This window comes from Labilibaculum euxinicum, from assembly GCF_009795715.1.
GTDB lineage: Bacteria > Bacteroidota > Bacteroidia > Bacteroidales > Marinifilaceae > Labilibaculum > Labilibaculum euxinus.
This window is the reverse complement of sequence record NZ_WTCR01000014.1, coordinates 18,232-34,022: the sequence shown is the minus strand read 5'-3', so window position 1 is coordinate 34,022 and position 15,791 is coordinate 18,232. Positions and strand designations below refer to the sequence as shown.

12 protein-coding genes are annotated in these 15,791 nt (G+C 36.9%); 4 read left to right on the top strand and 8 right to left on the bottom strand.

What is annotated here, in order from left to right; all coding sequences use genetic code 11:
* Positions 1-7 precede the first annotated feature (7 nt).
* A complete protein-coding gene (gene rlmH, locus GQR60_RS16650) occupies positions 8-481 on the bottom strand; it encodes a 23S rRNA (pseudouridine(1915)-N(3))-methyltransferase RlmH (protein ID WP_124994021.1) in 474 nt (157 codons plus the stop codon).
* Positions 482-752: 271 nt separating this feature from the next.
* Between rlmH and GQR60_RS16645 the strand changes: the two genes are divergently transcribed.
* Together GQR60_RS16645 and GQR60_RS16640 are read left to right on the top strand one after the other, a co-directional pair.
* Entirely contained in the window at positions 753-1,154 is a 402-nt protein-coding gene (locus GQR60_RS16645) for a DUF4783 domain-containing protein (RefSeq protein ID WP_124994020.1), read from the top strand.
* 287 nt (positions 1,155-1,441) lie between these two features.
* A complete protein-coding gene (locus GQR60_RS16640) occupies positions 1,442-2,767 on the top strand; it encodes an ammonium transporter (RefSeq protein WP_124994019.1) in 1,326 nt (441 codons plus the stop codon).
* 83 nt (positions 2,768-2,850) lie between these two features.
* Here GQR60_RS16640 and GQR60_RS16635 read toward each other — a convergent pair whose 3' ends face one another.
* The 4 genes from GQR60_RS16635 to GQR60_RS16620 form a co-directional block, all read right to left on the bottom strand.
* Positions 2,851-4,356 carry a glutamine synthetase family protein gene (locus GQR60_RS16635; protein WP_124994018.1) on the bottom strand — a complete coding sequence of 502 codons (1,506 nt, stop codon included), beginning with the start codon at positions 4,354-4,356 and terminating at the stop codon, positions 2,851-2,853.
* Between the two features lie 526 nt (positions 4,357-4,882).
* A complete protein-coding gene (locus GQR60_RS16630) occupies positions 4,883-5,644 on the bottom strand; it encodes a DUF6515 family protein (protein ID WP_124994017.1) in 762 nt (253 codons plus the stop codon).
* A 221-nt stretch (positions 5,645-5,865) separates the two neighbouring features.
* Positions 5,866-7,203: an NAD(P)/FAD-dependent oxidoreductase gene (locus tag GQR60_RS16625; RefSeq protein ID WP_124994016.1), complete on the bottom strand. Its 1,338-nt coding sequence runs from the start codon at positions 7,201-7,203 to the stop codon at positions 5,866-5,868.
* A 254-nt stretch (positions 7,204-7,457) separates the two neighbouring features.
* Positions 7,458-7,718 carry an HU family DNA-binding protein gene (locus GQR60_RS16620; RefSeq protein ID WP_124994015.1) on the bottom strand — a complete coding sequence of 87 codons (261 nt, stop codon included), beginning with the start codon at positions 7,716-7,718 and terminating at the stop codon, positions 7,458-7,460.
* A 241-nt stretch (positions 7,719-7,959) separates the two neighbouring features.
* Here GQR60_RS16620 and GQR60_RS16615 point away from each other — a divergent pair, with 241 nt between their 5' ends.
* Positions 7,960-9,084 carry an RES domain-containing protein gene (locus GQR60_RS16615; RefSeq protein ID WP_124994014.1) on the top strand — a complete coding sequence of 375 codons (1,125 nt, stop codon included), beginning with the start codon at positions 7,960-7,962 and terminating at the stop codon, positions 9,082-9,084.
* 391 nt (positions 9,085-9,475) lie between these two features.
* Here the strand turns inward: GQR60_RS16615 and GQR60_RS16610 are convergent, their stop codons facing one another.
* Positions 9,476-12,097, bottom strand: a complete 2,622-nt coding sequence (locus GQR60_RS16610) for a valine--tRNA ligase (RefSeq protein WP_124994013.1) — start codon at positions 12,095-12,097, stop codon at positions 9,476-9,478.
* 305 nt (positions 12,098-12,402) lie between these two features.
* Here GQR60_RS16610 and GQR60_RS16605 point away from each other — a divergent pair, with 305 nt between their 5' ends.
* Positions 12,403-13,602: a pyridoxal phosphate-dependent aminotransferase gene (locus GQR60_RS16605; RefSeq protein ID WP_124994012.1), complete on the top strand. Its 1,200-nt coding sequence runs from the start codon at positions 12,403-12,405 to the stop codon at positions 13,600-13,602.
* Between the two features lie 80 nt (positions 13,603-13,682).
* On the opposite strand, the gene GQR60_RS16600 is transcribed toward GQR60_RS16605, so the two are convergent.
* Together GQR60_RS16600 and GQR60_RS16595 are read right to left on the bottom strand one after the other, a co-directional pair.
* A complete protein-coding gene (locus tag GQR60_RS16600; protein ID WP_124994011.1) occupies positions 13,683-14,264 on the bottom strand; it encodes a thioredoxin family protein in 582 nt (193 codons plus the stop codon).
* A 303-nt stretch (positions 14,265-14,567) separates the two neighbouring features.
* Positions 14,568-15,779, bottom strand: a complete 1,212-nt coding sequence (locus tag GQR60_RS16595) for an exo-beta-N-acetylmuramidase NamZ family protein (protein ID WP_124994010.1) — start codon at positions 15,777-15,779, stop codon at positions 14,568-14,570.
* Positions 15,780-15,791 lie beyond the last annotated feature (12 nt).

The window sequence follows — 15,791 nt, the reverse complement described above, 5'->3', positions numbered from 1 at the left end:
CAAAGCATCAAACGTGATGATAAGGCTCTCCTTTAATAATTGTCATTGCCCGATACAATTGCTCGGTAAAAATCATCCGAATCATTTGGTGGGAAAAAGTCATTTTCGATAACGAAACCTTTCCTTGTGCGTTCCGATACACATCTTCAGAAAACCCATAAGGACCGCCAATTACAAAAACCAAATTTTTAATTCCGCCGATCATCTTTTGTTCTATAAAATTAGAAAAAGCTACAGAAGAAAACTCTTTTCCTCCCTCATCGAGCAATATTAATGTATCTCCGGCTTTAATCTTTTCTAAAATTAATTCCCCCTCTTTTTGCTTCTGCTGATTTTCAGAAAGATTCTTCGTGTTTTTTATATCTGGAATTATTTTCATCTCGAAAGGAAGATAGTGCACCAATCTCTTTTGATATTCTTCCATCCCCGTTTTCACAAAATCCTTATCTGTCTTTCCAATAACTAAAAGAACAATTTTCATTTATTTATAATTTTCAATTATGACTCCCCTTATTTGTTGTTTTGGCAAAAATTTGTGCAAAAAAAATCTTAATTTCCTTTCGTCGAAAATAGTACTCAAACTTTAAACAATTCCTGCAAGATGAAAGTATCTATATGACTGACTGCACACATCATAATAATCAATTCTTTTCTTATTTAGAAAAAGAAATTCAGATTTTTTTTAACTTGCAGTGTATTTTTCGCACAGTATTTGTGTAAAGGTATATGATATTAAGTTGAAAATTATTCATATGAGATCTATAAAATACATATTTACAGGAATATTCTTCCTTTTAGTTTGTTGTTCATCAGCAATTTCACAAAATCAGGATGATTTACCACGAGAACTGATCAATGCTTTTAAACAAGGCAATAGTATAAGCTTATCAAATTTCTTTGGAGATCGAGTTCAATTAACGATACAAGATAAGGAAGCTATTTACAGCAAATCACAAGCAAAACAAATCATGGCTAAATTCTTTAAGGAATTTCCTCCGACAGGATTCAATAAAAAACATGAAGGCGGGAAACCTGAAGCCCGATATGTGATTGGGAGCTTAACGACTAGCCATGGAGACTTCCGGGTTAATTTTCTGCTAAAAAATGATACAGGAAAATTTGTTGTACATCAACTACGAATCGAAAAAAACTAATTAAGGCTCCAAATACATTGGAGCCTTTCTTTTTACAGGATGTCTCGTCCTAATTCCACCATAAATCCAAATCCTTCCAAATAAAAAACCATACACAAAAAGAACTTTCACCCTAAAAAAATAGGGCTGTCTCAAAAATATAATCATTTTAAATAACCACACCCCTCATTTCAATTAGGTTGTTTCTAAATTTTATTCTATTTTTACCACCCAAGCGTAATATTTGACGGACTACAATCCATAATCACACCAACCGGATTTTGTACATTTTATAAATCATTATTGTGATGAAAAACAGTAAAAAATGGCTTTATGCCTTATTGCTGCTTATTGTAGTGGCTATTGTCGGAATATTTGTCCCTAGTGTTGAATTGGGAGTTGATGATCCAAACATTGTTTCGGGAGATGTAGCATGGATGCTGACCTCAACCGCCCTGGTTCTTCTTATGACTCCCGGACTTGCATTTTTTTACGGTGGTATGGTGGATCCCAGAAACATTATATCAACAATTCTTCAAAGTTTTGTCGCAATGGGAATTGTAAGTATGATATGGGTTGTTATTGGATTCAGTCTGGCTTTTGGAGACAGCATTGGACCTGACGGCTTTGGATTGGTTGGAAACCCGCTAACTTTCCTGATGTTTAAAAATGTAGGAGGCTACACAAATCCTGAAATGTCGCCAACCATTCCATTTGCTCTTTTTGCACTCTTCCAGTTAAAATTTGCAATTATCACACCCGCTTTAATCACAGGATCTTTTGCAGGAAGGGTGAGATTTAGAGCATATATGATTTTCATAAGCCTTTTCACGATATTTATATATGCTCCGCTTGCACACTGGACCTGGCATCCAAACGGATTTCTTCGCAACATGGGAGTATTAGATTTTGCAGGAGGTACTGTTGTTCATATGTCTGCAGGATTCGCAGCACTTGCCGGAGCCATGTTTCTCGGAAAACGAACAAAATCGAAATACAACGAGAAACGCTCCAACATTCCATTCGTGCTTCTTGGTGCAGGAATGCTTTGGTTCGGATGGTTTGGATTCAATGCCGGATCGGCCCTGGAAGCCTCATCGACAGCAGTATTAGCCCTACTAAATACAAATACAGCATCAGCGGCAGCCATGCTGACCTGGATTTTCCTTGATGGTGCCCGAGGACACAAGCCATCAGGATTAGGAGCTGCAATTGGTTTGGTTGTTGGACTTGTAGCCATTACTCCTGCCGCAGGATTTGTAACTGTCGGAGCATCCATTACTATTGGTGTAATAGCATCCATCGTAAGCAATTACGCAATCACCTTACAAGGAAAAACATCTCTTGATGATACCCTTGATGTATTTCCGGCACACGGAATGGGAGGAATTACAGGAATGATTTTAACCGCTGTATTTGCTCATGATGTTGGACTGATACATGGAGAAATCAGAACTTTTTTAATGCACATCATTGCATTGGTAATTGTTGGAATTTTTACTTTCGGAGGTTCCTACATCCTATATTGGATAACAAACAAATTTGTTACACTTAGAGTTTCAGAATACTCTGAAGCCAAAGGTTTAGATATATCACAACACGATGAATCCTACTCATTTGCATACAAAGAATAAAGGAAATCATAAAAAAGTCCCGCAACTTTCGTTGCGGGACTACCCCCATATAAAAAACTTATTAGTAAATATTCTTCCCAAATTTACATACAGTGAATGTAATCATTTACAATCTCCATAATCCTAACTTCATTACCCAGAATTCGGTCATTCAACCCATAATCTTCATATAGTTTTAATTTTTTCACAACCGCATCAATTCTTCCCTTTGTAAAAATACCATTTCGCTCAAAAACCTCTCTTTGCTCAAGCAAGCAATCTGCACTCTCCCAACAACAAGTCGGCAATTGCTTCAAACCATCTAATTTTTCTTTATACTGCGAAGCAAAAATATCTACATCTGCATACAATTCATCAGCTACCTGCAAGCCATCTTCCATTTCCAATCCATACTGACCTGCAACAATCAAACCAGCCACCAATGAATAAATATCTGCAGAACCATCCGGCACTCTGAACTCAAAAGTTTGCTTACTTGAAAAATCTCTTGCATCAGCCGGTTCGAACGGATTCACACTCTTAATCATATCCGCAGCACCTACCCATCCAAGAGGAACCCTCACTAAAACAGAGCGGTTACGATCTCCCCAACAAACGTAAGTCGGAGCCTCCTGATGCGGAACCAAACGTAAATAAGAAGTCGGAATCGTATTTCCAAAAGCTGTTAAAGCTCCGGAAAGTTTCAAAATACCAGCAATCATTTTCTTAGCCGTATCACTCAACTTTCCATTTTCAATACAAATATTTTTGCCGTCCTTTTCTACCAACATATGAATATGCAAACCACTGCCGGCTTTACCAACAGTAATTTTTGGTGCCCAACTCACCAATACATTCTCACGGGCAGCCAACATTCTCACAATCCATTTTGCAATCACCAACTGATCAACTGCATCCTCTGCCTCAACCGGTAAAAACTCAATTTCATGCTGCTCGTAACCATCATCACCCGCTGAAAAATTCCCAACCTCTGAGTGTCCGTATTTTATTTTCCCTCCGCATTGAGCAATTAAAACCATTGCTTCGCGTCTCAAACCTTCCCATTTAGTAAAAGGCCGGGAACTGTGATATCCTTTCTGATCTACATCAGCATATAATGTATGATTTGAACTTTTAATATAATATTCGAGTTCACCCATTGCCTTAAAAGTAAGGCCTGTTGTTTTTTTAAAGCTCTCATGTGCCTTTTTTAGAATGTACTCAGGAGCACTTTCCATTGGTTTTCCTTCAGCAGTATAAAACGAACAAAGAATATCCAGACACGGCACTTCTGAAAAAGGATTCACAAATGCCGTTTTAAATCTGGGAATCACGTATAAATCACTTGAACCTGCTCCTATATAAGAGAACAAACTTGATCCATCAACGCGCTCGCCAGAAGATAGAATACTATCCAAATGGCTTTTCCCGGTAATAATAAAGTTCAAGGTTTTCAATTTTCCATCCTCAGCAACGTAACGGAAATTAATCATCTTAATTCCATTCTCTGCTATATATCTTATCAGATCCTCTTTTGTGAACTCGTTGCTTGGTTTTTGCAGGAATTGAACCAACTTATTTGGATCCATTAAATATTCATCCCTTGTCATAATACGCTTGTTTTAAATTGTGTTGTTGTTATCATTTGTTATTGAGGGATAAAATAGCCTAGTTTCCACTGAATATCCAAGCGGAATTCAGAATTTAGAACACACAACATAAAAAGCCATAAATCCCAATAAAATCAGAACACACAAAAGATAAAACTCATTGATCAACCCAAGCAAAAACCTGTTTTACAACAGCTTCTCGAAATCGTTTTCGAGTACAAAAAATAAGATTTTTCGCATACACCCCTAAAAAGTGTATACACAAGCAGATTATCTTATATTTCTCCCCTTCTTACTCCCTTAATTGATCAGGTATCAACTCAAAAGAAAAACAAGTCACAGCAAAATACCCCGTTTTTGAGTGCACCAGCCATAAAACGTCATTTTTTACAAGAGAAGGGTGTAGTTTTGCAAATTTTAAGACCATTTTTGTCTTTTTTACAAACCACACCCCTGTATTTTTTATTTTTTAAAAGTAAGTCTATTTTAGTACTGTTCAATAATGCTCGAATAATTAGTCTTTCACTTAAAATCTCAAAGATAAATGTATTCCGGCAGGAGCACTCACCAATCTAAACCCATTTCTATGCTTCACAAAACACATATCTCCATTTGTGTAATATTCATTTCCATGATGCAAAATCCTATGGCAGTTATCAGGAACATAAGAGAAATACAAAGAATTTGGCGCATCAACTACAACATATCCCACTTCAGGATAGAATCTATAAAAATCTCCATCAGAAAAGTAGTAATCTCCGTAACTATGTCGGATTACAACCGGTGCAACAGCAAATCTTAAAACTACATTTCCGTAACGTTCATGACGATAACAATTGTGTCCATGATTGTTGTAAAAGTTTCTGTAACGTTGATTGGTATGGACCATTTTTGGATAACGATAACTTCTGTAACGATCACCTGAGGAATGATAAGATTTCACATGCGCCCCTCTATTGTGATTCCGATCCCAACGCTTATTGCCGTTTACATGTCCATTTTTATATTGACTAGAATACCCTTTCGTACTCCGTTCTTTGTGATATTTTGCACTCTTCTTATTAGACGCGTTATTCCTTTTCTGATCTGAGTAATCTGAATAACGACTCTTGTTGTATTTCTCATTTCTATCAGCATCTTTCAAACGGGTTGATTTATTTCGTTCTTCGTAACGGGTCTTCTCATTTTGCTGCGATCTGCGCTGAGCTGATACACTTGTAGTAGAAATTGCGATTGCTGAAACCAATACTATACTGGCTGTCAACTTATATAATACAGACTTTCTCATGGCATTTAGTTTTTAATGTGTAAGCCAAATAGCCCTTTCGTGCAGGATGAAATTTAAATACTCAATTTACACTCTTGTATGGCTTTCAATATTGTCATCCTATGGTAGGGACGAATCTTCTAAAAGTCAAGTACCGGTATACTTTGACTGAATAGATGCAAAGCTTGTGCCAAAAATAAAAAAAGCACCAATCCTCAGTAAAATTGGTGCTTTCAGCCTCCTTAATTCAAGTTAACCGGGTCTTTAATCTGATGCCTTTTTGAAGCCCTATCCGTAAAACTTCGTTTATCCGGTCGAATTAAAACCCGCAGCGATTGATCCGAAGTCCAATAATTCCAAACCCAATTAATCAAGATAAAGAATCGGTTCTTTACACCCACAATTGCCATTAAATGCACAAACAACCAAAGAATCCACGCCAAAAAACCCTGTGTTTTAATTCCAGGCAAATCAGCGACAGCCAAATTCTTTCCAATTGTTGCCAATGATCCTCTATCCTTATAATGAAAAGGTTTCATGCTTTTTCCCTGTTGAATATTTATGAGGTTTTTACCCAAAACAGCAGCCTGCTGCAAACCAACCTGTGCAACCTGTGGGTGACCATTCTGATATTCCCCCTCTTTTTGCAAAGCCAAATCGCCCAAAGCATACACATTGTTTAAACCGCTTACCTTATTATACATGTCAACACGAAGTCTTCCTCCACGACTTGCAGCAATCTCCGAAATACCCTTAATGGAATTAGCCACAACCCCCGCAGCCCAAACCAAAGCGTATGAGTAAAACTCCTCTCCATCAGCCAAACTAATTTTAAGTCCGTCGTAATCGGCAACCCGAGCCTCCGTTTTTACAATTACACCCAATTTCTCTAAGTAAGTTTTCGCTTTCTCTGATGCTTTCTCCGACATGCCGCTCAACAATCGATCTGACGCTTCGAACAAATACACATTCATTAAAGAAAAATCAAGCTCCGGGTAATCCTTTGGCAGGATTTCATTTTTCATTTCGGCCAAAGCACCTGCCAATTCAACTCCTGTTGGACCACCGCCCACCAAAACAATATTCATGTAATTGGCCGCCTTTTTCGGATCCGATTCATTCAACGCCTTTTCGTAGTTACGCAAAATTGAATTGCGCAGAAAAATGGCTTCGGACACCGATTTCATAGGAATACCAAACTCCTCGATGTTCTTATTTCCGAAATAATTGGTATCCACACCGGTGGCCAATACCAAATGATCGTATTTCAACGACCCCAGACTTGTGTATATCTTCTGCACATTTGGATTCACCTCCAACAATTCAGCCATTCGAAAATGCACATTTTTCCGCTTCTGAAAAATCTTCCGCAAGGGAAAAGCAATAGAACTTGGCTCCAAACCAGAGGTTGCCACCTGATAAAACAAAGGCTGAAACTGATGAAAATTGTTTTTATCAATTAACACCACCTGATATTTTGTTTTCACCAGTTTCCGTGCAAGTTTTAAACCTGCAAAACCACCACCAATAATTACAATTCTGGTTTTTCCATTTTCAGGGATATGCTTAATCGTATCCATATTTTTTTAATCTTTTAGTATTCAAATTAGACTATTCAGCCACTATTCCCCTCATCCAAATCTTATTTTGGATTTTCGGACTCTTTTATCCTCTACAAAATAAAGAATTATTTCTCTAATAAGCTAATTGAACAGAAACTACAACCGTTTGCAACGGAAAATATATTTTTCGAACGGGTTAAAACCCATTTGCATGGATCAAAAAATATGTGGAAAACTCTTATTTTCCAACCACAAGCAAAAAAAAATCTCTTTCACTTCTTCGGAATTTTTCGATAATCGACTCTTGCAATATCTTGCTTCACTCGCTTACCGGGACGAAAAGCAATTGTACTTTTCTTAATACGATGTCGTGTTACCAGTTCTTCCGAATCTACCCCTTCGGCCGAAATATGAAGAGAAAATGTACCCAAATCTCCCAATTCAACACTCCTGTTATCTTTCAGCAACTGAGGAATTAATTGAGTAAATGCCTCTAAAACTCCAATCACATCCGACCTGTTAAAAGAGGACATGTCTGATATACCCTAAGAAATGATCAAGCAATAGGCACACAACAAAAAATACCGCTCCAAATCATTGGAACGGCATTTTTACTATGTAATTCATGATTATCTGCGTCTTTTACTATTTTTGATAAAAATGTTTAAGTTGTTTTGCTTTAAGAAGATTAAGGAAGTAATGCTCGGAATAGATTGATTTCTATAAAAAAGAATACATTTACAACTTAAAAACATCTATTTAATAGCACTTAGAATGAGAAATATTGAACTATTTAATACTACCTTTTTTGATCTGCCTAAGAAAAACTATGACGTACCATATTTAGATTATATATCGTCTAATCTTGAAGAATACCTAAAACGAATTAATAAATTCGAAGGTGAAATTAAAGATGTAATTGAAAAGAACAGAGAGAATTTAGAGATTCTGTGCTCTTGTATATTAAATTCCACAAAACTATATTTAGAAGGTAAAACATTCAATGCATACAACAATCTATCCAAAGGATTAGATAAGGTTAAAGACAGCTTATTTTTCCCAAATGAAAATAGGATTATGCTTATGGGTAATTCCAGAAGAAATTTCTACAAAATACGTGAAAGTTATATTAAAATTAAAAACAGAAGAGATATTTTTCATATTCCATTCGAACGAAAGCATTTAGTATCTACCAATCGATACAGCATCCCTGGGGTACCTTGTGTTTACTTAGGGAATTCAATACAGACCTGTTGGAAAGAGTTACGATCTCCTAAAATAAAATACTTATACGCTACAAGATATGAGGTAGATTTAAATACAATTAATTTATTGGATATTTCTATGACTAATAAAGAAATTTTCAATCTTAATAAAGCTTTAATTGAAAAAGGCATGGATAGGAAATATGTATTTTTAGAACAAGCTATTCTAACTTGGCCATTAGCTTTTGCATGCACTATACAAACAAAATACCCATTTGCAAATTTCAAGGAAGAATATATTATTCCGCAAATGCTAATGCAGTGGTGTAAAACAACATTAGATATAGATGGAATAAAATATTTATCAACAATAGAAGGAAATGAAAAATACAAAAATCTTAGGCCTCACTCAATTAGTATCGCAATCCCTATTAAATCAATCAACTATAAGGGGTATTGTCCAGAAATCACTAAACTATTCCAATGCACAGAGCCAATCAATATATTTTCACTTAAACACTTGAGAAAAAAAGAACTCTCAGAAGCAGAAATGAAATTGTGGTTGGAAAAAGATAATGGAAGTGTCCCTAATTATGTACTTAGAAGTATGATCGCAAAAAAACATAAATTTACCTTTTTTGATAGGGTAGAAGTAGAATTGAATAAATTAGCGACCGAAATACCAATAAGCTAAATGAAAAAAAATGCTGTTCCAATTATTTGGAACGGCAGCAGATGTTCTACCTTTTGTTTGTAACGACTCTTGCCATAAATATTTACCCCTTCGGGGATCATTTTCCAATTTCAAGTTCCACCTGCTGCGTAGGCGGTTACTTAAATTTAATCACTTCGTGATATTTACTCAATTCAAAGTCAATCTTCTTCAAAAATCTAATTGGACATGTTTCATGAAAATGTTTCGAAGAAACTAAACTTGAGTAAGCGTCCACAAAGTGGACGGATGGACACAGCTCTATACTAAATTCCCTGAAAGGGGATAATAGAAGGAATAAAAATTGTAATACCATAAAAAAATGCCGTTTCAAATGAATGAAACGGCATTAATACAATAGAGTATACTTCTCTTATTTCATACTGGCAATGCGATCTTCTAAAACTTTGATTTTAGCTTCGGCATCGGCCATTTTCTTTTTCTCGATTTCGATGACTTTAGCTGGTGCATTGTTTACAAAACGCTCGTTGCTCATTTTCTTCTGAACCGAAGTCAGGAAACCTTTGGTATATTTCAACTCTTCTTCCATTTTCTTCAATTCTTCCTCAACGTCGACCAGGTCGCCCAAAGGAATAAAATATTCAACTGCATTTACGATGAACGACATTGCACCAGTCATTTCTCCATTTGCTACAGTAATATCGGTAAGATTACACATTTTAGCCACCACACAATCGAAAGAAGCATCGTAATTGTCTCCCTTCAATTTGTAATTCATTTCTAAAACTTCTTTAAAAGCGATATTTTTTTGCTTACGGATATTACGAACAGCAACAATCACTTCTTTTACCTGCTCGAACTTGGCTAACAAATTAGCGTCATAAGAATCTGGCTTATGCATCACTGAAACCATAATGCTGTCCTCATCGGTACGATCGGCAAGTAACTGCCAGATTTCCTCTGTTAAGAAAGGCATGAATGGGTGGAGTAACTGCATCAACTTCTCGAAAAGAGCTACGGTCGAATCGAAAGTCTTTTTATCGATTGGCTGCTGATAAGCTGGTTTCACCATTTCCAAATACCATGATGAGAACTCATCGCGGAATAAGGTGTAAACAGTCATTAATGCTTCGCTGATGCGATATTGCTTGAACTGCTCATCCAAAGCTTCCATAGTGTTGTTTAAACGTGCATGGAAAACCTCTGTTGCCAATCGGGCATATTCAGGTTGCTCGATATCGGCAACTTCCCAACCTTTTACCAAACGGAATGCATTCCAGATCTTGGTAGTAAAATTACGTCCTTGTTCAGGTAGGTTCTCGTTGAACAGCAAATCGCCTCCGGCAGGAGAACACAACAGCATTCCCACACGAACCCCGTCTGCTCCATATTTAGCAATTAAGTCTAACGGATCAGGCGAGTTACCCAATGATTTTGACATTTTACGGCCCAATTCATCGCGAACAATACCAGTTAAATAAACATTACTAAATGGCTTTTCGCCACGGTACTCATAACCTGAAATTACCATACGGGCAATCCAGAAAAACAGAATATCCGGTCCGGAAACCAAATCGTTGGTTGGATAATAGTATTTGATCTCCTCGTTTTCGGGATTACGAATACCATCGAAGACTGAAATTGGCCACAACCATGAAGAGAACCATGTATCCAACACATCCTCATCCTGACGTAAGTCTTCAGCTTTGTATGTTTTTCCTGTTTTGGCATTTGCTTCAACAAGTGCAGCTTCAATTGATCTGGCTACTACATATCCGCCTTCAGGCAAATAGTAAACCGGAATTCGTTGTCCCCACCACAACTGACGGGAAATACACCAATCCTTCACATTTTCCATCCAATGACGGTAAGTGTTCTTGAATTTTGGAGGATGCAACTGAATATCGTCGTTCATTACATGCTCAAGAGCCGGTTTGGCCAATTCTTTCATATTCAGGAACCACTGCATACTCAATTTAGGTTCGATTACAGCATCGGTACGTTCCGAAAAACCTACTTTATTTACGTAATCTTCTACCTTCACCAAGTTGCCAGCTTTCTCCAAATCAGGCATAATTAAATCACGAACTTCGAAACGATCTTTACCAACATAAAGCTGAGCAGCTTCACTCATGGTTCCGTTATCGTTAAAAATATCGATGGTTTCCAGATTATGACGATCACCAATTTCGTAATCATGAATATCGTGAGCCGGTGTAATTTTTAAAGCACCGGTACCAAATTCCATATCAACATACTCATCTTCGATGATTGGAATGGAACGGTTCACCAAAGGAACGATACAACGTTTGCCTCTTAAATGAGCAAAACGTTCGTCGTTTGGATTGATACAAACTGCGGTATCACCTAAAATTGTCTCAGGACGGGTGGTGGCAATGGTAATGTACTCATCACTTCCTTCAACCTGATATCTTAAATAATACAGTTTTGATTGTAATTCCTTATAGATTACCTCTTCATCGGAAACAGCTGTTTGTGCCGAAGGATCCCAATTCACCATACGAACACCCCGATAAACCTTTTCCTTTTTATATAAATCGATAAAAACATCAATTACCGATTCGTAAAGAGATTCGTCCATAGTAAAAGCAGTACGCTCCCAATCACACGAAGCACCCAATTTTTTCAGCTGCTCTAAAATAATTCCGCCATGTTTTTCTTTCCATTCCCAGGCATGCGCCATAAACTCATCGCGGGTGATGTCATCTTTTGAAATGCCTTCCTGCTTTAGCTTGTTTACAACTTTAGCTTCTGTCGCAATAGATGCATGATCGGTACCCGGCACCCAACAGACATTTTTTCCCTGCAATCTGGCTCTACGCACCAATACATCTTGAATTGTATTGTTTAGCATATGCCCCATGTGCAACACTCCGGTGACGTTTGGCGGAGGTATCACAATTGTATACGGCTCTCTCTCATCAGGTACAGAGTGGAAGAATCCTTTATCCATCCAATACTTATACCATTTGTCCTCCGATTCTGCAGGATTGTACTTTGTTGGGATTTCCATGTGTTTAACTAAAATTTAAAAATCTATACTACTAAAAAAATTTGGCTCAAAATTAAGAAAATCTGAGAGATATATCTCCAACAAAAAGCAACAATCTGTCTGAAAGCGATCTGTAAGTAATTTGCAATAAAAATAAGGGAGTTAATAAAACTATGCATTTATTTTATAATCACTGATTTGGAGAGTAAATTTCAGATTTTTAACGGGATGCTGAAAAGCAATAAAAATCATTTTTTTTACATGGAAATTTATCTACTTTTGAGCAACAAAAAACTTCATTCATAAAATATATAAACACATAACAAATGCCACAAATATCAGACAAAGGAAGATTAATGCCTGAGTCACCAATTCGTAAATTGGTTCCTTACGCTGAAGCTGCAAGAGCTGCAGGAAAAACTGTGTATCCATTAAACATTGGTCAGCCGGATATTAAAACACCTGAGGTTGCCATGGAAGCCATTAGAAATTGTACCGAAAAGGTGATTGAGTATTCTCATTCGGCGGGTAATATTTCTTACCGCAGGAAATTGGCGAAATACTATCAGAACATCGGAATTAACGTGGACGAAAATGAGATGTTGATTACTACAGGTGGTTCGGAAGCAATTACTTTTGCTTTAATGACTTGTATGAATCCTGGTGATGAGATTTTGATTCCGGAGCCATTTTACGCAAACTACAACGGTTTTGCTGTAAGTGCCGGTGTGGTTGTAAAACCAATTACATCGAGTATCGAAAATGATTTTGCATTGCCTGCAATTGAAGAATTCGAGAAATTAATGACTCCTAAAACCAAAGGAATTGTTATTTGTAACCCAAATAACCCAACTGGTTACCTGTACTCAAAAGAGGAATTGAATCAATTGCGTGAGTTGATTATCAAGCACGACCTGTTCCTTTTCTCAGACGAAGTTTACCGTGAGTTTTGTTACGATGGCGAAGAGCATTTCTCAGCTATGAAACTGGAAGGCTTGGAGCAAAATGTAATTCTAATTGATTCTGTTTCGAAACGCTACAGCGAGTGCGGTGTTCGTATTGGTGCAATGATTACAAAAAATAAAGATGTAATTACCACCGCTTTAAAATTTGCTCAGGCTCGTTTGTGCCCTCCTGCTTTTGGACAAATTGCTGCCGAAGCTTCTTTGGAGACACCTGCAGATTACTTCACCGAAGTTTACAACGAATACATCGATCGCCGTAACTTTATGGTGGCTGCTTTAAATAATATGGATGGCGTTTACTGCCCAACTCCTAAAGGAGCTTTTTATACTGTAGTTAAACTTCCAATTGATGATGCAGACAAGTTTGCACGGTGGATTTTAGAGGATTTTGAATACAAAAACCAAACTGTAATGGTTGCTCCTGCTACAGGATTTTATGCTACTAAAGGTTTAGGTAAAAATGAAGTTCGTATTGCTTACGTTCTTAAAAAAGAAGATTTGGCGAAAGCGATGGAAACTCTTGCTGAAGCATTGAAGGTTTATCCGGGAAGAACTATTTAAGAAGTTTCTCAACATATAACACAAAAAACGGCTCTAAAATTGGAGCCGTTTTTTATTTTTTATCTGATTGGGAAAAATACTTACAACAAATCACAAGCATCTGCAGGCATCCAATGTTTGTCTTTCCCATCCCATTTTACGTTGCAGCCAATTGGGTTGGTTACCGGAACAGAAATTTCTTTTCCAGCCAAATATTCATCTATAGCTCTCTCCAAATCTCTGGAAGTAACTTTGGACGTATCTTTGGGATTATCGACTGCTCTGCCTGTATAAATTAATTTGCGTGCTTCGTTAAACAAATAAAAATGGGGAGTTCTCAATGCACCGTATGCCATTGCCACCTCTTGTGTTTCATCGTACAAATAAACCCAGGGAAAATCATTTTCTTCCATTCGTGTTACCATATGATCGTAATCATCTTCCTCGTAAGTGTTTGCTGAATTAGAATTAATTCCCACAAATTCAACTCCATTTGGAATGTATTTATCAGCAATCATTCTGGTATCTTCATCGGAACCGATAACATAAGGACAATGATTACAAGTAAAAAAAACGACTAAAAGTTTAGATGATTTAAAATCGTTTAATTTATATCGAATTCCATCGGTAGCTATCAGATCAAAATCAGGAGCTTTATCATTAATTTGCAAGGTAAATGCCATTTTAAATATTTTATTTATTGAACACTCCTTTAAATTTACTTATTATTTTGAGAAAATCTAAATTAATTTCAAGCTATTCTATTGTTAATTTCTGCTCCTAAATCTGAAAAAATAAATAGTAATTAACACATAATTAATAGTCAGTTTATACTTCCTAAATTTCTCTTTTGTAAACTTGCTCTTGTTAAGGCCGAATACAAATTCAACCACAAATAAAAGAATCCCTCAGAAACAGAACATCGGATTTGCAACTTAGTCGATACAACTTTCCTTTCACTCCGATGCTTCTGTTTCTTTTTCCATTTACTCTTCTGCAAAATCAGAATAAATCAGGTACTTCGCTCGAATTGCCATAAAATCTTTTCGATCCTTTTCCCAACTGGCTCTAATTTGTTCTTCCGATATGGAGTTTTCAATTTGAGTTCTCAGATTTGCTGTTCCTGCAAGCTTTTCAAAAAAAGAATTGAAAAAATCCGGGGCCACTTTCAATTCACTATAAGCATTTAATAAAAAAGACAGATCCAATTTTTTCTTCTTTCGGAAGTCATCCGCATTTATTTTACGCAAATCGTAACCAATACATTTTTCACCTTTAAACTTTGGATATTTACTTGCTCCGGTAATACTGCTTGGTGTAAACTCAAAATCACCCTTTGTAAAAAAAGGATGTCCGTATACTTGAAACGGATAATTTGTACCACGACCGGCACTAACCACTGTTCCTTCGAAAAAACACAGAGACGGATACAAAGCAACAGACAATTGATTCGGCAGATTGGGCGACGGCTTTACCGGCAGCAAATAGGATTTCTCCCGGTTCCAGTTTTTACATGGAATCACTTTTAATTCACATTGTACTTTATTCTTCAACCATTTTTCCCCGTTAATCATTTGGGCATATTCACCTATCGACATGCCATAAACCACAGGCACCGGATGCATTCCAACAAAGGAACTGTATTTCATCTCCAGGACTGGTCCATCCACGTAATGTCCGTTTGGATTTGGCCGATCGAGAACAATTACCTGTTTTCCCTGCTCGGCGCAAGCTTCCATCACATAATGAAGCGTGGAAATGTATGTGTAAAAGCGAACACCAACATCCTGAATATCAAATACTACAATATCAACATCTTTTAAATCAGCCACCGAAGGTTTATAATGCTTTCCATATAGGGACACAATCGGCAATCCTGTTTTCGCATCTATGCCATTGGTAATTTTCTCGCCTGCATCAGCATCGCCCCGAAAGCCATGTTCGGGACTGAAAATTCGAGTAATGTGTATGTCTTTTGCCAGTAATACATCAACCAAATGTTCGGCTTTAACCAATGAGGATTGATTGGCGACAACTGCAATTTTTTTCTCTTTCAGCAGAGGTATAAATTCTGTGAAGTTTTCGGCTCCGGTCGATAATGAATCTGATTGTTTTTGTGCACAAGATGTTACACATATTACAAACAAAAAGTATGAACACAGCACACAATATTGAATCAATTGTTTTATTTTTCTCATTTAACTAATTTT